Source organism: Kribbella sp. NPDC050459 (assembly GCF_040655315.1).
Lineage (GTDB): Bacteria > Actinomycetota > Actinomycetes > Propionibacteriales > Kribbellaceae > Kribbella.
This window is the reverse complement of the sequence record NZ_JBFAJQ010000003.1, coordinates 276,308-293,917: the sequence shown is the minus strand read 5'-3', so window position 1 is coordinate 293,917 and position 17,610 is coordinate 276,308. Positions and strand designations below refer to the sequence as shown.

Annotated in this window: 13 protein-coding genes; 7 read left to right on the top strand and 6 right to left on the bottom strand. The window is 69.2% G+C overall.

The genetic code is table 11. The features are described from left to right. Window positions 1-96: 96 nt before the first annotated feature. Complete coding sequence (locus tag AB0I12_RS12555; protein ID WP_359928494.1) at window positions 97-2,016, bottom strand: hypothetical protein; 1,920 nt, start codon at window positions 2,014-2,016, stop codon at window positions 97-99. A 243-nt stretch (window positions 2,017-2,259) separates the two neighbouring features. On the opposite strand from AB0I12_RS12555, the gene AB0I12_RS12550 reads away from it, so the two are divergent. From AB0I12_RS12550 to AB0I12_RS12525, 6 genes are all read left to right on the top strand, one after another. Next, entirely contained in the window at window positions 2,260-3,363 is a 1,104-nt protein-coding gene (locus AB0I12_RS12550; RefSeq protein WP_359928491.1) for a LacI family DNA-binding transcriptional regulator, read from the top strand. Window positions 3,364-3,476: 113 nt separating this feature from the next. Next, on the top strand, window positions 3,477-6,986 hold the full coding sequence (locus tag AB0I12_RS12545) for an endo-1,4-beta-xylanase (RefSeq protein ID WP_359928488.1): 3,510 nt from the start codon (window positions 3,477-3,479) through the stop codon (window positions 6,984-6,986). 6 nt (window positions 6,987-6,992) lie between these two features. Next, the gene (locus tag AB0I12_RS12540) at window positions 6,993-8,462 is read left to right on the top strand and encodes an extracellular solute-binding protein (protein WP_359928485.1); all 1,470 of its coding nucleotides are present in this window, start codon (window positions 6,993-6,995) and stop codon (window positions 8,460-8,462) included. A 5-nt stretch (window positions 8,463-8,467) separates the two neighbouring features. Further along, window positions 8,468-9,454 carry a sugar ABC transporter permease gene (locus AB0I12_RS12535; RefSeq protein ID WP_359928482.1) on the top strand — a complete coding sequence of 329 codons (987 nt, stop codon included), beginning with the start codon at window positions 8,468-8,470 and terminating at the stop codon, window positions 9,452-9,454. Continuing rightward, window positions 9,451-10,281 (top strand): carbohydrate ABC transporter permease, encoded by an 831-nt coding sequence (locus AB0I12_RS12530; RefSeq protein WP_359928480.1) that lies wholly within the window; start codon window positions 9,451-9,453, stop codon window positions 10,279-10,281. Before AB0I12_RS12535 ends, AB0I12_RS12530 begins: the two co-directional genes overlap by 4 nt. A gap of 9 nt (window positions 10,282-10,290) precedes the next feature. Continuing rightward, entirely contained in the window at window positions 10,291-11,511 is a 1,221-nt protein-coding gene (locus tag AB0I12_RS12525; protein WP_359928477.1) for a Gfo/Idh/MocA family oxidoreductase, read from the top strand. Between the two features lie 35 nt (window positions 11,512-11,546). Here AB0I12_RS12525 and AB0I12_RS12520 read toward each other — a convergent pair whose 3' ends face one another. Further along, window positions 11,547-12,869 (bottom strand): hypothetical protein, encoded by a 1,323-nt coding sequence (locus AB0I12_RS12520; protein WP_359928474.1) that lies wholly within the window; start codon window positions 12,867-12,869, stop codon window positions 11,547-11,549. Window positions 12,870-13,157: 288 nt separating this feature from the next. Between AB0I12_RS12520 and AB0I12_RS12515 the strand changes: the two genes are divergently transcribed. Then, complete coding sequence (locus tag AB0I12_RS12515) at window positions 13,158-13,751, top strand: carbonic anhydrase (protein WP_359928471.1); 594 nt, start codon at window positions 13,158-13,160, stop codon at window positions 13,749-13,751. Here the strand turns inward: AB0I12_RS12515 and AB0I12_RS12510 are convergent, their stop codons facing one another. The 4 genes from AB0I12_RS12510 to AB0I12_RS12495 are packed head-to-tail and all read right to left on the bottom strand — an operon-like array spanning window position 13,752 to window position 17,608. Next, window positions 13,752-14,249 carry a carbonic anhydrase gene (locus AB0I12_RS12510; protein ID WP_359928468.1) on the bottom strand — a complete coding sequence of 166 codons (498 nt, stop codon included), beginning with the start codon at window positions 14,247-14,249 and terminating at the stop codon, window positions 13,752-13,754. Beyond that, on the bottom strand, window positions 14,246-15,175 hold the full coding sequence (locus AB0I12_RS12505) for a sucrase ferredoxin (protein ID WP_359928466.1): 930 nt from the start codon (window positions 15,173-15,175) through the stop codon (window positions 14,246-14,248). The genes AB0I12_RS12510 and AB0I12_RS12505 overlap by 4 nt, the downstream gene beginning before the upstream one ends. A gap of 46 nt (window positions 15,176-15,221) precedes the next feature. Further along, window positions 15,222-16,907 (bottom strand): MFS transporter, encoded by a 1,686-nt coding sequence (locus AB0I12_RS12500; RefSeq protein WP_359928463.1) that lies wholly within the window; start codon window positions 16,905-16,907, stop codon window positions 15,222-15,224. Continuing rightward, window positions 16,904-17,608 (bottom strand): LppX_LprAFG lipoprotein, encoded by a 705-nt coding sequence (locus AB0I12_RS12495; protein WP_359928460.1) that lies wholly within the window; start codon window positions 17,606-17,608, stop codon window positions 16,904-16,906. Before AB0I12_RS12495 ends, AB0I12_RS12500 begins: the two co-directional genes overlap by 4 nt. Window positions 17,609-17,610 lie beyond the last annotated feature (2 nt).

Below are 17,610 nucleotides of genomic sequence, written 5' to 3'. Positions count from 1 at the left end.
GCTTCCCCCAGGCGTCCTCGAGCCAGGCGTGCCCGTCGGACGGCGGGCGTCCCCCAAATGTCCGGGAGACGCGGGCCTGCTGACCAGGCTCGCGTGTCACTCAGTGACACGCGGTGGGACGACCTGGCCAGGTGCCACCTCGCTGCCGTCGACGGTGATCGCCGTACGGCCGGGCTCGATCGCGACCTCGATCGAGCGACCCCGGTAGTTGTAGTTGGTGAGCTGCACGGCGCCGGGCGCACCGGGCTGTGGGCGGACGACGAGTGATCCGTCAGGTTGCGGGCGGATGCCGAGCAGACCGTGCAGGATGGCCTCGGCTCCGGTCAGGCCGGCGATGATGTTGACGCGTCGCCCGGACGCCGGTGCGCCGGGGCGGTCGCAGTAGTGGTCCTGCGGGAAGTACGGGTAGTGCTCGCCCATCCAGAACAGCCGCCGCAGGATGTCCCACGCCAGATCGGAGTCGCCGCGCTCCCACAGCGTCAGAGCGAGCTGCGGCGCCTCGCCGGTGTACGCGCCGGCGCCGGACCAGTCGATGTCGGCCGTCTCGTAGTGGAGTTGGTCCTCGGCGCTGACGCTGCTCACGCCGTACTCGCCGAGGAACGCGCCCGGGCGGAGATGGCTGAGAAGATCGGCGGCCACCTCGGGCGGGCAGGCGCTGAGCGCGTCGTAGGCCTGAATCGAGTAGGTGAGCTCGGTGTGGCCGTCGGGGTAGCGGCTGCGGAACCACTTGGCTGCTGGATCCCAGAGTTGGCGGACGAGTTCGTTGCGGATCTGGCGGGCGGAGGTGCGCAGCTCGTCGGCGGGGAGCGCGGCGCCGGTGAGGTCGGACAGCTCGGCGATGGTTTCGAGCGCCCAGGCACGCTCGGCGTTGGGGCTCGCCACCACGTGCTCCCAACCGGAGCTGCGCATCTCGAGCAGATTGCCCTGATCGCCGTAGTCCCGCAGTACGCCGGTCCGGTCGTCCGGCTGGAACCGCTTGTCGAGCGCGACGAGTACGTCGTACAGCCGTGACACCAGTGCGGGATCGAGCGGGCGACGGGCGGCCGCCGCGCGGGCGAGGGCGACGAGGGAGGAACCGCTGTACGCGTAGGCGACGCCGAGGCCGGTGCCGTCGGGAGCGATCGCGTACCGATCGGTGAGGTCGGCGTCGAGGAACGACTCGATGACGTCGACGACGTCGTCGCCGAGCATCAGGCTGAGCAGGTTGGGCGCATACCCGCCGGTGTCCCACGCGTACGCACAGACCGCCCCGCCGTCGAGCCCGGACGTCGCGACGAACGGCCGCGTCACGAACCCCGGATGGTCCCACCAGCACACGAGACCGCTCGCCACCGAGCGCAGGTAGTACTGCGCGAGGCCCGGGATGTCCGAGGCGAGCACCGGAAGACGATCGAGTACGTCGACAACACTCCACCGGCTCGGCCGTGGCGAGGAACCAACCGCGAACGTGAAGGTCGCCGAGGCGTGCGGCACGAGCGTCGCCGCGAGAGAGCCATGGTGGACATCGATCTCGGCGTCGGCGCCCGGCCCGGGTGGCACCCAGCCCCACGCCGACAACGGCACACGATGCACGCGCGTGGGCGCCAGCTCCGGAAGCACCGTGATCTGGTGGACGTTGGCGGAACGATTCCGGACCGTCAGCACGAGCTCGTACCCCGCCGCGCCCGCGATGAGCGTTGATTCGACGGCGAGCGAGGTCAGCCGCCCATCGGCGTACTGGTGGTAGGTCCCGCGCCGGACCAGCCGGTCCGGGTACCAGGTGCCGCCGGCCGGGAGCAGGCCACGATCGCCGGCGCCCGGCCTGGCCTCGTCGACGACGCGCCGACCGTCGACCTCGAACGCGATCGTCAACCGGCTGTCGGGCGCCGCCTGCGGGGGAGCGAACCACCCGCCCACGCCGCACACGGTGTTCGCCAGTTGGGTGACGGTCCCCGTCCCGCTGCGGACCCAGATCCCGGCGGGCGGGACGGCGCGGCGCAGGTCGAAGCTGAAGTCGTCGAGGGCGTACGGCGGCATGGGCGGCCTCCTGGATGGCCCGTTGCGGGCGCGGCGTGCCGGACCGGTCCCGGCAGGTGATCCCGGCCTGCGTAGGACCGGTCCAACACGGTGCGCCGATCGTGACACGAGTGCGTCGTACGGCGCAATGGCCTGGTGGGAAACCGTTTTCGGACGAGGTGTTGACGGCGTTCCGGCCCGCTGTTACGTTCCGGTGCACACCCCGTTGGACCAGTCCAACGGATCGACCAGAAGGACCCGCGGATGGCGAAGCTGACGATTCGGGACATCGCCGCACTGGCCGGCGTCTCCAAGTCGACGGTCTCCCTGGTGCTGAACAACAGCCCGAAGGTGGACCCGGCGACGCGGCGGCACGTGCTCGCGGTGATGCGGCGCAACCGCTACGTCCCGAGCTTCGCGGCGACCGCGCTGGCCAAGGGCAGCACCCGGCTGATCGGCATGGTCGTGCCCGGCCTGTCCTGGCACATGGTTGCCTCGATCAACATCGGGGTGGCCGCGGTGACCGAGCGCAGCGGGTTCGACATCATCTTGTACACCGCGACCAACGACCGCGACTACGGTTCGCTGATCGACCGGATCCTCACGTCGAGCATGGTGTCCGGCCTGCTCGTGGTCAGCCACGAGCAGCCGCTGGAACCACTCGTCCAGCTGCACTCCGACGGCCTGCCGGTCGTCCTCGTGAACACCATCGACGCCGATGTCGCCCTGCCGTCGGTCACCGCCGACAACTACGACGGGGCGCTGACGGCGATGGACCACCTGCTCCAGCTGGGGCACGAGCGCATCGCCTGTGTCCAGGGCCGGATGGTCTACCGGTGCTGCCAGGACCGCTACCGCGGCTACCTGGACGCGCTCCGGTCCGCCGGTATCCAGCCCGATCCCGAGCTCACCAAACCCGGTGACTTCCTGCCCGAGCAGATCCGCGCCCGCTCGCGGGAGCTGTTCGCGCTGCCTGCGGACCAGCGGCCGACCGCCGTGTTCGCGCATTCGGACGTCACGGCGTACGCCGTGATGACCGCCGCGGCCGAGGCCGGGCTGCGGGTGCCGGAGGACGTCTCAGTGATCGGTTTCGACGACATCGAGTCGGCGGCCCAGATCCGGCCGCCGCTGACCACCATCCAGCAGCCGTTCGTCGACATGGGCAAGCGCGCCGCGGAGCTGCTCCTCGACGCGATCGGGCCCACCGACGAACCACCCGCCGGAGAAGCGGCGGAGGAACCGGCCGACGAGCTTCCCCGGCTCGTGATGCCGACCAGCCTGATCGTCCGGGCGAGTTGCGGGCCGGCGCCCGTGACCCGATCCGCGCGCGGACGCACGCAGCCGACCACGACGCCCGCCAAGGCCTGATCCGCCCGGATCGAGGTCCCGCCCGACCGCCCGATCACAGCAGTCCCTGTCCGGACCCCGGCGTACCGCCGGCGGGTCCGCGCTGCTGTGCGCCCTCTGGAAGGAACCCTCCAGTGATCAGAAAACTGGCCACCGGGGTGACCGTCACGCTGCTCGCGACCGCCGCAGTGGTCGCGGTCCCGCCGGCCGCGCACGCCGCCCCCGTGGAAGTCCTCCCGCCCGACGCCGTCGCCAACTTCACCGAGTTTAAGAGCCTGCCCGCCGACGCGACCGAACAGGTCCCGATCACCGGCAACCCGAACTTCAGCAAGGCACTCCAGATCGCCGTCCCGAACGGCCCGCAGAGCCCCGGCCTCGACGGCGAGTACGAGATCACGCTCGGCGTACCGGCCGCCGCGACTGTAACCGAAGGGGACGCGCTCGTCGCGACGTTGTGGGCGCGGGCGATCTCGCCGGCGGCCGGCAACGCACACGTCGTGTTCGAGACCGACGGGTCGCCGTACAAGAAGTCGCTCAACGCCGCGCTGCGCTACGGCACGGAGTGGCAGAAGTTCCAGTTCCCGTTCCGCGCCACCACGACGTACACGGCCGGTGCGACAACGGCGGCGCACCTGAACCTCTGGCTCGGGTACGGCGCGCAGACGTTCCAGATCGCCGGTGTCTCGGTGCAGAACTGGGGACCGGGTACGCCGGCCGGCTACCCGCAGGCGACGTACGACGGGCGCGACGCGAACGCGGCCTGGCGGACGGCGGCCGACGCGCGTATCGACCAGTACCGCAAGGGGAATCTCGCCGTCTCCGTCGTCGACCCGGCCGGCAACCCGGTCAGCGGCGCGACGGTGTCCGCCGTCCAGCAGACCAGCGCGTTCAAGTTCGGCGCCGCGTCGGACGGCTCGCGGCTGATCGGCGATCCGTCCAGCGGGATCAGCGCGGCCGACCTCGCGCAGTACCAGACCAAGGCGTCCACGATCTTCGACCAAGGGGCTCTGGGCAACAATCTGAAGTGGAACCACTGGGAGAACCAGACCGAGCGGGACACGATCACGCTGCCCGCACTGCAGTGGATGCGCGAGCACGGGCTGCGGATCCGCGGTCACAACCTGGTCTGGCCGTCGTGGGGCTATCTGCCTGCGGATCTGAGCACGCTGCAGAACGACCCGACCGCGCTGCGGACGCGCGTCAACAACCACGTTCTGGACGTAGCCGGCGCGCTCGCCGGGATCGTCGACGAGTGGGACGTGGTGAACGAGCCGTACTCCGAGCACAGCCTGCAGGACATCCTCGGGCCGGACGAGATCGCGTCCTGGTTCCGGCTGGCGAGGCAGGCCGACCCGAACGCGAAGCTCGCGCTCAACGACTACGGTCTGGTGGAGAACAACGGCTGGGAGACGCGGCACCGCGACCATGTCCACGACATCGTGCAGTCGCTCAAGGACTCCGGTGCTCCGATCGACCTGGTCGGCTTCGAGAGCCACTTCAACGGGGTGCAACTGACCTCACCCGACGACCTGCTCGCGATCGTGGATCAGTTCGCCGGGCTCGGCGTGCAGGTCGCGATCACCGAGTTCGACGTGGACACCGACGACCTGCAGCTGCAGGCGGACTACACGCGCGACTTCATCACCGCGATGTTCTCGAACCCGAACGTGAACCAGATCAGCAACTTCGGTCTCTGGACGAAGAACATCTACAACCCGCGCGTCGCGCTCTACAACGACGACTGGTCACCCAAGCCGAACGCGCTCGTCTGGGAGGACCTGATCACCCGCCAGTGGCACACGAGCGTGAGCGGTCAGACCGGCGCGGCGGGGACGTTCGGGACGCGCGGGTTCCTCGGTGACTACCTGGTGACGGTCACCGTGAACGGCATCTCGAAGCAGGTGAAGGTCGCCATGCCGACCACGGCCGGCGCCTCCGTCAAGGTGATCGCTGACGGCATCACCACGACCGTGCGCACAGAGACACCGAACCCGATCGGCGACGGCGACTTCGAGAGCGGGACCCGCGGCTGGACCCCGCTCGGCACCGGCCCGGCGACCGCAGCGAACGCGCACAGCGGCCACACCGCGCTGTCGCTGAGCCCCGGTTCAGGCGTCACGCAGAACCTCACCGGCGTCACGCCAGGCACGAGCTACCTGCTGTCCGGCTGGGGGAGGCTCAACGGCGGCGGCACCCAGTGCTACGCCGGGGTGCGCGGCGGCGCGACGGCCGGTACGCCGACCTTCCAGTACGAGCTGACGTACGCCGACGAGCGCTCGTACACACAGAAGCTGGCCGCCTTCACCCCGCCGACCGGGACCAAGTGGATACAGGCGTTCGCGTGGTCGAACCCGAACCCGGTCTCCACCGAGTGCGCTCTCGACGATCTCGCGATCACTCCGACGAACGGCACCCCACCCGTCGCACAGGCGCCGCCGGCGACCACGCCGTACCTGCCGACGCCGTCGGCGCTCGCGAACGGGACGCTCGAGAACCAGACGAACACGACCGGCTGGTACTGCCTCGGCACCTGCACGCTGAAGAACGCGTCGACGACCCCGCATTCGGGCAGCGGCGACCTGTCGGTCACCGGACGTGCGGCGGCCTGGGCCGGTCCGGCGCAGGGCGTGGCGGTGGTGAACGGAGGCTTGTACGACTCGTCCGCCTGGGTACGGCTGGCGAGCGGGTCGGACACCGCGATGGTGAGCCTGAAGCTGACGACCTCGACCGGATCGACGACGATCCGGCTCGGTTCGGCGCCGGTGACGAGCAGCGGCTGGGCGCGGATCTCGGCATCCAACGCGAAGGTCGCCTGGACCGGCACGCTGACGAAGGCCGAGTGGTGGATCAGCACGACGTCCGGAACCGGTGATCTGCTGGTCGACGACGTGTCGTTCGCGCCGATGGCGAAGACGGTCGCGGGCCGCGATCTGCTGACCAACGGCGACGCCGAGCAGGGCACCGATGGCTGGACCTGCGCCTGCACTGCACAGACCGGCGTGGTGCACGGTGGATCCGGCTCGATCCTCGGCGCCACACCGACGCAGACGGTCTCGGTGACCAACGGAGCGTCGTACAAGACGTCGGCCTGGATCTCGGGCTCGGGGACGGCGCGCATCGATCTGAAGCTCACGATGTCCGATGCGACCGTCACGACCGTGCCGCTCGCGTCCGGAACGCTGAGCGGCTGGACGAAGCTTGCCGCCAACAACGTCCCGGTCAGCTGGAGCGGAACGCTCAGCAAAGCCGAGTGGGTCGTGTCGGGATCGGGCTCGGGTCAGGTGTCCGTCGACGACGCGGCGCTCCAGCCGGCCGGCGTCGAGCAGACCGCCTTCAACCCGGTCCAGCCGACCGCGGCGTGTGTCGTCCGGAACCAGGGCGACAACAGCTACACGGCGTACTGGGGCTACTCGAACGCGAACAACTACTACCTCCCGGTGCCGATAGGCGCCGACAACGCCTTCAGCCCGGGGCCTTCGGACCGCGGTCAGAGCGTTTCCTTCCTGCCCTTCCAGCGGCCGCGGCGCGTGGCGGTCACCTGGGACGGCAGCCCACTCACCTGGCGGCTCGGCGCGCTGACGCAGACCGCTTCGTCCACGTCACCGGCGTGCGGTGCGGCAGCCGCCGGCCTTCATCGGAGGTAACAAGTCATGCCATCACGTATCTCACGACGGACCCTGCTCCTGGGAGCAGCCGGTATGGCCGGCGCCGGTGCACTGGCCGGCTGCTCGTCGGACAGCAGCGGGGCCAAAGGATCCAAGGCCGCGACGACCATCACCTACTGGGACTGGTACGCCAGCCAGGCCGGCTGGGTCGACAACGAGATCAAGCTGTTCCAGGAGGCCCATCCCGGAATCGCGGTCAAGAAGACCACGCAGGTCAGCGACAAGTACGCCGACCTGGTGTCGCTGGCCTACCGGAGCAACAACGCGCCCGACATTCTGATGGTGCCGAAGAGCCCGCAGCTCAGCCAGCAGATCTCGCAGGACTGGCTGCTGCCACTGGACAAGTGGGCCACGGACGCGTGGCAGAGCCGATTCCCGGAGAACAGCTTCGTCGAAGGTGTCGACGTCTTCAGCGGCAAGGTCTACACGGCACCGTTCGCCGCGCCCGCTCCGTCGCTGCAGCTCTACATCCACCACGGCGTGTTCAAGGACGCCGGCCTGACGAACGCCGACGGCAGCGTGAAGGTGCCGAAGACGTGGGACGAGGTCACCAGAGCCGCCGAGGCGATCGCGTCGAAGAGCGGCGGCAAGGTAGCTCCGTTCGGCTTCGGCAACTCGACGAACACGACCCTGGCCTGGTGGCTCGATCTGTTCGTCCGCGGCGCCGGATCACCCGGTGGCGCGGCGGTCGGCGGGATCGACGGGATGGACTACCGCGTCGGTCAGTGGACGTTCGGCAGTGACCGGAACTACCTCGACGTCATCAACCTGCTGCTCGAGTGGAAGAACAAGAACTGGTTCTACCCGAACTCGATGAGCATCTCCGACGAGCAGGCCCGGGCCTTCTTCGAGCGCGGCCGGTTCGGGATGACGGTCGGCGGCGTCTGGAACCAGCCGGAGTGGACCAAGCACAAGTTCACCGACTACAGCCTGGTCACACTGCCGACGCCGTCGGCCGGCGACCCGAAGGCGTTGTTCTACGGTCCGCCCGGCGGCAAGTTTGTCGCGGTGAACTCGAAGACCCAGCACGCCGACGAGGCCTGGGCATGGTTCGACTGGCTGTACAGCGCCGAAGCGGGGAAGCGGTGGGTCGAGCAGGGCCAGGGGCTCTCGGTGTACGCGAAGAACAACGACCCGAAGAGCGTGACGTTCGCACCGTTCGCGCAGTACGTCGCGATGTCGGGCGCCGCGGTGGTCGGGCCGCAGCCGACGATCCGCAACCCGAAGGTGAGCGCCGTCCAGCTGCCGGGTGTGAAGCCGGACATCAACGACGTCCTCGCCGGCGTCTACACCGGACAGCTGAAGGATCCGCAGGCCGCGCTGAACGAGCTGACCGGCAAGCTGAACCAGGCGCTGGGTGACGCGATCAAGAAGGCTCTGGGCGTCAGCGCGAAGGACTTCGCGTTCGCGGACTGGGACCTGACCAAGCCGTACACGACCAAGCCGGGCGCCTGATGGTGATGACCGCCACGGTCCGCGAGGACGTCTCCCGCGCCGAGCCGCCGCGCTCGGCCGGGCGACGTCGCGCGCGGCGCCGGACGTACCTGTGGTCGTACGTGTACCTCGCGCCGATGATGGTGCTGCTGCTGGTCTTCGTGGTGTACCCGATCGTCGCCTCGCTCGGCTACACGTTCTACCGGTGGGACGGGATCGGCGATCCGTCGGACTTCGTCGGGTTCGGGAACTTCCGGCAGATCGTCCACGACAGCATCTTCTGGCGATCCCTCGGGCACACCTTCGTGTACGCGGCGTTCGTCGTACCGGTCCAGCTCGTGCTGGCGCTGGCTCTGGCGCTCGTGCTGAACAACAAGCGGCTGCGGTTCGCGTCGTTCTACCGGACGTTGTTCTTCCTGCCGGTCGTCACGTCCGCCGCCGTGATCGGTGTCGTCATCCAGCTGCTCGTGTCGAACTTCGGCGACTCGATCAACTCGCTCCTGCTGGCGCTGCACGTGACCGACCAGCACATCGACTGGCTCGGGGATCCGCACTTCGCGCTCGGGATCATCATCCTGGTCGGGATCTGGCACACATTCGGCTACAACCTCGTGTACTTCCTCGCGGGCCTGCAGACGATCCCGGAGGAGCTGTACGAGGCCGCGCGGCTGGACGGGGCGGGCCGGCTCGCGACATTCCGGTACATCACGATCCCGATGCTGCGCGCGGTCGGCGTGGTGATCGTGATCCTCGCGGTGATCGGCACGTTCCAGATCTTCGACCTGGTCCAGGTGCTGACCAGCGGCGGGCCGTTCTTCGCGACCGAGGTCGTGAACACCTACATCTACCACCTGGCGTTCGGCGGCAGTAACGCGAACGCCGTGCAGCCGGACATCGGGCTCGCGTCCGCGGCGTCGTTCGTCTACGGGGTCCTGCTGATCGGCTTCTCCGTGGTGCAGGTCGTCGTCCTGCGGACGCTCGCCCGCCGGCGGGGGACGGGAGGCATCGCATGACACGGCGCCGGGCAGTGACCGCGATGACGCACGTCGCGCTGCTGGTCAGCGGACTGGCTTGGCTGTATCCGCTGTTCTGGGCGCTGGGCAGCTCGCTGAAGAGCGACGACGACTTCTTCACCGACGGGCTCAACCCGATGCCGTCGCACTTCCTGTGGGCGAACTACCTGAACGCGTGGCAGGAGGCCTCGTTCAGCCGGTACTTCATGAACACAATTCTGATCACCTTGGGCACGGTGGTGATCACTTTGGTAGTCACTTCCTGCGCGGGCTACGTCCTGGCCCGGACCCGGTTCCCGGGGCGCGGGTTCTGTCTCGGGCTGGTGTCCGCGACGCTGTTCCTGCCGCACGGCTACACGATCATCCCGGTGTTCGACCTGATGCAGCGGCTGCAGCTGCTGAACAGCCTGTGGTCGGTGATCATCGTCCAGGCGTCCGGGGGAGTGGTCTTCGGAACCTTCCTGTTCATGGGGTACTTCATGGCCGTCGACCGGGAGCTCGAGGACGCCGCCCAGGTCGACGGCGCGAACTTCCACCAGACGTTCGCGCGGATCATGCTGCCGCTGTCCGGGCCGATGCTCGCCACGGTCGGGCTGTTCACCGCGATCACCGCCTGGAACAGCTTCTTCATCCCGCTGGTGTTCACACTCGGCCGGCCCGAGCTGCGCACGCTGGCCATCGGCATGTACGCGTTCATCGGCGAGAACTCGACCGAGTGGACCCTGCTCTGCGCGGGGACCGTGATCACGCTCGCGCCGATCATCCTGCTCTTCGTGCTGCTGCAGCGCTTCTTCGTCAACGGCCTGGCCGGTGCGGTCAAGCAATAGGAGGTCCGGATGCCTGTACGGGCAGCGATCGTCGGCACGGGCCATCGGGCCCAGCTCTTCACCGAAGGGCTCGCCAAGCGCGACGAGTACGACGTCGTCGCGTTGTGCGACCCGAACTCGGTGCGGATGGCGTTCCACAACCGCATGCTGCTCGCCGCCGGCCGCCGTACGGCGCATCAGTGGCCGCCGGCGCGGTACGAGGAGATGTTGCGGGTCGAGCGCGTCGAACTCGTCGTGGTGACGAGCGTCGACGCGACGCACGACCGGTACATCGAGGCCGCGTTGCGCGCCGGCGTACGGGTGATCTGCGAGAAGCCGATGACGACCGACGCGGTGAAGGCGCAGAGCATCCTGGACACGGTCCGGGGGACGGGCGGCTCGTTGTCGATCGCGTACAACTACCGGTTCAACCCGGTGCATCGGCGGGTACGTCAGCTGTTGGCCGACGGTGCGATCGGGTCGGTGCACTCTGTGCACTTCGAGTGGATGCTCGACGTGTCGCACGGTGCCGACTACTTCCGGCGCTGGCATCGCGACAAGGCGAACTCGGGCGGGCTGATGGTCCACAAGGCCAGTCACCACTTCGATCTGGTGAACTGGTGGCTCGGCGCGGAACCGCGGACGGTTTACGCGCAGGGACAGCTGGCGTTCTACGGACCGGGGCGCGACCACGGCTACGCGCGGGACTACCTACGAGCGCACGGATCGAGCGCCGCTGCGGATGATCCGTTCGCGCTGCAGCTGGCCGGCAACGCGACCATGCGTGACCTGTATCTGGATGCCGAGGGGGAGGACGGGTACTACCGCGACCGCAACGTCTTCGGCCCCGGCGTGTCCATCGAGGACGACATGGCGGTGCTGGTCTCGTACGACACCGGAGCGACGATGACCTACCACCTGACCGCGTACTCGCCGGCCGAGGGCTACCGCGTGATGTTCAACGGATCCGGCGGCCGGCTCGAACTGAATGTAGAAGAGTCGACATTTACCAGCATCACGCTGCGGCCGTTGTGGTCCGAGCCGATCGACCACACCGTCGACCACGATCACGAGGGGCACGGCGGCGCGGACCCGCGAGTGCTGGCGGCTCTGCTGGACGGTGAGGAGACCGAAGGAGCCGAGATCGCGGACGCACGTCAGGCAGCCCTTGCCCTGGTGACCGGCCTGGCTGCGAACCGCTCCTTCGAGACAGGCCTGCCCGTCAACACGTCCGACCTGCTCAGGCTGTGATCAGAATAGTGATCACATGACCACTATTCTGAGCATCACAAGGCGCTGCGGAGGATCGCGTGCGCACCGGCGACGATCGCGTCCCGGTTGGCCTCGTACGTCGGGTCGGTGATCGCGGTCTTGTTGGCGAGATCGAAGGACAGCACCGGGACGTGCAGGTGGCCGGCCGGCATCGACGGGTCGAGCAGGTCGCGCTGCAGAGTGTTGCGGTAGGCAACTTCATTGGAGAGGTAACCGCCGCCGGCCCCTTCCGACGCGATCGACCCGGTGGTCGGGCCGTCCGGCCGCCGCACCGGCGTGGTCTGGCCGGCGGGGATCTCGAGCACGGACGTGTTGACGCGCGTCCGGAACGGAGTGACGTCGGTCTGCGCCATCCGCGCGAGCGGAAGACTGGAGGTGATCCACTCCGGTCCCGCCGGCATGCTGGGGGAGACGACCGGAGCGCTGATCGTGCCGCCGCCCCAGAGGTTGTTGTTGTCGCCGATCGAGCTGACGGACCGGCGGCGCCCGTTGAAGACCTCGAGGTCGAAGATGCCCACCCGGCCCTGGCTCGCGGTCATCACGAGATCCGCGTGCTGCGGACCTGGGCGGTAGTGCGGCGCGAGCGCGTTCTCGACCATGCTCTCGTCGAAGTCGGTGTACCGAACCGGGAAGACCACGGTCTGGATCTCGTACTCTGTGCCGTTCACGGTCCAGCGGCGGCCGTCGAGGGTGAGCGCGTTGGCGCCGGACGGGTTGCCGATCCGGATGTCTGCGTCGAGCGTGAACGGGTCGAATCCGGTGAGCAGGATCTTCCGGACGCCCGGGGCGAAGCGGGTGCTCGTGATGCCGCGGGAGGCGTACTCGAACGAGCGGATCAGGCTGTCGCGTTCCGCCGTGCCGAGACCGAAGGAGGGTTGCCACTGGCGGAGGGCGAGGGCCATCGAGATGCGCGCCCAGTACAGCCCGCGGTCATCGGTGGACGGTAGCGCGTCGGAGCCCTGTGGTGCCTGCTGTGCGCGGCGGGTCGCCGCACGCCAGAGGGCCTCGCCGTGGGTGCGCACGAGAACCGTGGCGGCCTGGTGGTTGGGGACCCGGCACAGGAGTTGGGTGAACAGGTCGACCTGGCGATCGAAGCCCGAGCGGCGGAGAATCTCGGCGGGTACTGAAGGGCCGCCGTTGACGCCCCTGCTGAGCCGCTGCTCCTCGACGGTGCCGACGATCGACTGATCAAGGCATCCGGTCACCGGGCCGCCGCGATACGCGGGCGCGGCGTCGGGGAACGCCGCGTGGGCGACCGGTGCGCCGGACAGGACTGCGGTCAACGCCAAGGCGCCGGCGACCAGGGAACGGTGGAATGAGCTGGGGCGGAGTCTCATAAGGGCTGTCTATCAGATTTTCGCCCGCGATCCGAGAGATCCTCACCGGTCGTGGGTACTGCAGACTGTATGCAATCTGTTACGGTCGAGGAGACGGACCCGCCCCGCCGTCTGTGCGTGAGGAGCACCCCGATGATGCCTTCCCCCTTTCGCTTCCCGACACCTGCCTGGTCACGGCGGCGAGTTCTCGCTGCTGTGCTCGCCACGACGATTCCGGCCGCACTGGGGGCCGGCTGCGGTGCCTCGGGTTCTGCGCCCGGCGGAGCGCCAAGTCCTGCAAGTCCGCCGGTGGTTGCTGATGGCAACGCAGTGCTGGAGCGATTGCTGGCAGGTAACGCGCGCTTCGTCGCCGCTCAGGAACAGGATCTGGACGAGGGCATCGCCCGCCGGATCGCGGTGAGCAAGGGACAGCACCCGTTCGCGACGATCCTGGGCTGCGTCGACTCCCGGGTGCCGATCGAGCTCGTCTTCGACCAGGGCCTCGGCGATCTGGTCGTCGTACGGAGCGCCGGTCAGGCCCTGGACCACTCGGTCATCGGCAGCGTCGAGTTCGGCGTCGCCGAGCTGCACACGCCGCTCCTGATGGTCCTCGGCCACCAACGGTGCGGCGCCCTCACCGCCGCGATGAACGCCGTCGACTCAGCCCACCGCACGGCCGACCACGGCGAGATCGACTACGTCGTCGAGGCCCTCACACCGGCGGTGCAGGGCGCCACTGGCACACCGGGCGACCGACTGACGAACGCGATCCGGACCAACGTCGACCTGACCCTGGCCAAGCTCCGTCAGTCACCTGTCATCGCCCCGCTCGAGAAGGCGGGCAAGCTCGAGCTCGCCGGCGCGTACTACGAGCTCGACACCGGCAAAGTCGTGCTGAGTTGATCAGTCGATCTGGGCGATGCGGCCGGTGTCGACGTCGTACATGAAGCCGCCGACCAGGATCTCGTCGCCGATCAGCGGGTGTTCGCGGACCGCGGCGACGTCGCGGCGGAGGGCCTCGTGCTGGTCGGGGATGACCGAGATCGGCAGGTAGCCGGCCGGTTTGCCGGCGGCGAGCTCGACCTTGGCGCGCAGGTCGTCCTCGGACATCGCGGCCATCGCGCAGCGGGTGTGCGGGATGATCATGATCCGGCGGACGCCGAGCAGCTGGACGCCGAGCACCAGGCCGGTCATCGTGACCTCGGTGACCCGGCCGCCGGCGGACCGCAGGACCTTCGCGTCGCCGGGCTTCAGGCCGAGCATCTCCAGCGGCGGGATCCGCGAGTCCATACAGGTGACCACGCCGATCCCCGCATGGGCGATCCCGTCGAACCCGCCGTAGTGGAAGTCGGCGGCGTACTCGGCGTTGGCGGCGAGCACGTCGTCGAAACCGCCGCTCATCGCACGGATCCTGACACGGGGGTACCGGCTTGCAGGACAGACATGGCGAATGCTTCCTTTCCGCAGGAGTCAGGTCGGGGTGGATCAGCTGGTGCACTCGTGACCGGCACGGTCCACGATCGGCCGTCGACGTGCTGGACAGCGACTGTGTCGGCGTGTTCACCGACGACTCGGAACGCGTCCAGGGCGAGCTCCCCGGTGAGTTCACGCACTGCGACCTCGGCGGCCTGACCGCGCTTGGTCCACGTGGACCGGCCGCGCAACCCGGTCAGCACCGTCTCGCCACGGTCGGCCGCGGCGAGCACCTCGACCGCCGTCTCGACCGTGAGATGCCCGTGCATGGTGCCGGCCGGGAGGTACGTCGCGGTCGGCGCGAACCGGTGCCCGCCGAGGTGATTGGCTTCCCACACCCGCCCAGGTGCCCGCTCGGCCAGCCCGGACACGAGCGGCCGGCCGAGAATCGCGCAGCACTCGTCGCGTTTGCCGTTGGTACAGACCAGCACGATCGGCTCGTCGACCGGCACCAGCGCGGGCAGTGACGCGGCGACCGCTTTACGGTCACCGCGTGCGACCGCGCCGAGGTCGAGGGCGGCCAGCTCGGACGGGTCCGCGACCTGTCCGCCGAGCAGCCAGGTCCTGCCGGGGATCGTCGAGGCCACGAACACCTGGTGCGACCGCTCGACCAAGTCCGCGTGCCGGCCGGGGGAGCGGATCAGACCGAAGCGGACGTCGACCTTCTTGCACTTGTCGTCGAAGGATCCACCGAAAACGGGATCGAGGTGACTTTGCGTCGGCGCCTTCGCGCCCCACGGGCCGGGCTGCTCGACGACGACCCATCCGGTCGCCACCACCGCCGTGCCGGGCAACGGCTCCCGCAGCACCCGACAGTACGTCGAGCACAGGTCGGCGGCAGGGGCAGGGATCACGGCTTTACGGTACGCGACCTGAGACGCCTGTCCCTCATGATGATCATCATGTGTGCGCTGCACCACGCCGGGCGCCGGGCCCGGCACCGCGCCGGCCGAGCAGCAGGACCCCGAGGACGGCGGCGAGGAACGCGCAGACCGCGGCGCCGGCGAAGATCGCGTGAACTTGTGAAACGGCGGCGTCGCGCAGCGCGTCCACGAACGGCCGGCAGTTGCCGGGGGAGTCCGGGCACAGTTCGTTCGGCGATTTGATGCCCTCGGCAATCGCGTAGTACCGGCGCAGGCCGATGGCGGTGAGGGCCGAGACGCCGACGAGCATGCCGACCATCCGGGCGACCACCACGAGCGCGCTGACCAGTCCGTGGCTGTCGGCGGGCGTCGCGCCGAGCATCGCGGTGTTCACCGGCGACAACGCCAGCCCGAACCCGAAGCCGCAGACGAGCAGGACGACGGTCGCCGGCCAGTGATCGAGCGCCGTACGGCTCCAGAACGCCATCACCACGAACATGGCCCCGGACAGTCCGAGCCCGGCGCCCGTGATCAGCCCGAGCCCGTACCGCCGCGTCAGCCATCCGCCGACGACCGCGCCGACCGGCAGCGCGATCAGGAACCGCAACAGCACCAGCGCAGCCGCCAACTGACCGCCGCCCTGGGTCGTGCGAGCGAACACCGGTACGTCGACCAGCGCCGCGATCAACGCGCAGCCGATCAGGAAGCTGACCACCAGCGCACCCCACGCGGGACGACCGCCCAACAACCCACGCGGCACGATCGCAGCCGCCGTACGCCGTTGCCACCAGGCGAACCCGGCCGCGAACACCGCGGCCGCGACGAGCAACCAAGGCCCCGCGGGAGACATCAGCTCCCGCTCCGGATCGGCCGTCGCGAAGGCCAGCACGACACCGGCCAGTGCGAGCGCGAGCAGCACCGCGCCGACCAGATCGACCTGCGAGAGCACCTCCGCCAGGTGACCGCGGGCGCGCCGCAGCACGAGGCCGAGCCAGATCAGCGCCAGCACCAGCGTGGCGACTCCGATCGGCGTGAGCAGGCGGGACGTGCCGGTGAACGGTACGAAGGGCAGCCCGAGCGTGACGCCGGAGGCGAGTCGATCAGGTGCCGTGAGCGTGAGGCCGAGAGCGATGCAGGCGAGCAGGCCGACCGCCTCCGAGACCCGTGGGCGCCAGCGGCCGCGGAGCAGGAGCGCGAGGACGACGGCGACCACCAGGTTCAGCCAGAAGATGTAGCGCCAGTCGGCCACCGCGAGGACGACGGCACCCAGCAGCGGACCCAGCACCGAGCCCAGCTCCTGCACCGCCCCGACCACGCCGAGCGGCAAGCCGCGCCGCTCCGCCGGCCAGAGGTCGGCGACCAGCGCCAACGTGGCCGGAACCAGGCCGCCACCGCCGACGCCCTGGAGAAACCGACCGGTTACCACCAGGGACAGATCGTAGGCGCCGGCCGTGATCAAGGACCCGACCGCGAACAGCAACAGCGACCCGACGAGCACCGGCGTCCGCCCGGCGACGTCCGCGATCCGGCCGATCAGCGGCAGGACGGCGATGTACCCGAGCAGGAACCCCGAGATGATCGGCGCCGCCCGCTGCAGCTCGTCCGCCGACAACCCGACCCCGGCCATCATGTCCGGCAGCGCGAGCACGACGACGTACGTGTCCGCCGCCGCGAACGCGACGGCGACCGACGCCAGCGTGAGACGGGTCCTCGCCGTGCTCACGGCGCGGTGATCTCGACCTTCTCGCCGTACTTGTCCAGGGTGACGTCGTAGCTGCTGGTCGCGCCGGAATAGAACGGGCCGGTGATGGTGGCCGAGACCAGTTGCTTGGTGTCCTTGTCGATCTTGAAGGTGCTCGGGAAGTCCTGGTCGGCCGGCGCCTTCGGGAAGATGCCCTGCAGGGACTTGCCCTGGACCGAGCCGGTGACCTCGGTGAGGACCTTCGAGCCCTCGCGGGTCTCGCCCTTCACCTTCGGGTCCTTCAGGCCCGGCAGGACCGCAGTCAGGCCCTTCGCGGGATCGAGCAGGACCGCCGGGTCCGGTGCGCCGAGCCCGGCCAGCTGCGACGGCGTGAGCTCGATGAACGCCGGCGCGAACGACACCTTCGCGTAGACCTTGCCCCCGACCGCCACCACCTCGGAGTCGATCGGCGAACCGGACGAGCGGACCGTCAGCTTGCCCTTGAACGCCGGTGCGTGCGTCGCGACGCCGTCACCGCTGGCGAGCGTCTGCGCGTTGTCCGGCAGGTCGCGCCCGGTCAGCACGATGTGCACGCTGGAGGCCTCGTCGATGGTCTTCTTGGCGTCCGTCAGCAGCGCGACCGCGTCACCACCGGACTGGCCCCCGCCGCCCGAATCCTTCTTGTCGGTACAGCCCGCCACCGCGAGTACGACGATCGCGCCGAGCGCGAGCACTCTCTTCACGG

Coding starts and splice junctions, on each gene's coding strand:
- AB0I12_RS12555 (WP_359928494.1), bottom strand. CDS start 2,016: ATGCCGCCGTACGCCCTCGACGACTTCAGCTTCGACCTGCGCCGCGCC.
- AB0I12_RS12550 (WP_359928491.1), top strand. CDS start 2,260: ATGGCGAAGCTGACGATTCGGGACATCGCCGCACTGGCCGGCGTCTCC.
- AB0I12_RS12540 (WP_359928485.1), top strand. CDS start 6,993: ATGCCATCACGTATCTCACGACGGACCCTGCTCCTGGGAGCAGCCGGT.
- AB0I12_RS12535 (WP_359928482.1), top strand. CDS start 8,468: ATGACCGCCACGGTCCGCGAGGACGTCTCCCGCGCCGAGCCGCCGCGC.
- AB0I12_RS12530 (WP_359928480.1), top strand. CDS start 9,451: ATGACACGGCGCCGGGCAGTGACCGCGATGACGCACGTCGCGCTGCTG.
- AB0I12_RS12525 (WP_359928477.1), top strand. CDS start 10,291: ATGCCTGTACGGGCAGCGATCGTCGGCACGGGCCATCGGGCCCAGCTC.
- AB0I12_RS12520 (WP_359928474.1), bottom strand. CDS start 12,869: ATGAGACTCCGCCCCAGCTCATTCCACCGTTCCCTGGTCGCCGGCGCC.
- AB0I12_RS12510 (WP_359928468.1), bottom strand. CDS start 14,249: ATGAGCGGCGGTTTCGACGACGTGCTCGCCGCCAACGCCGAGTACGCC.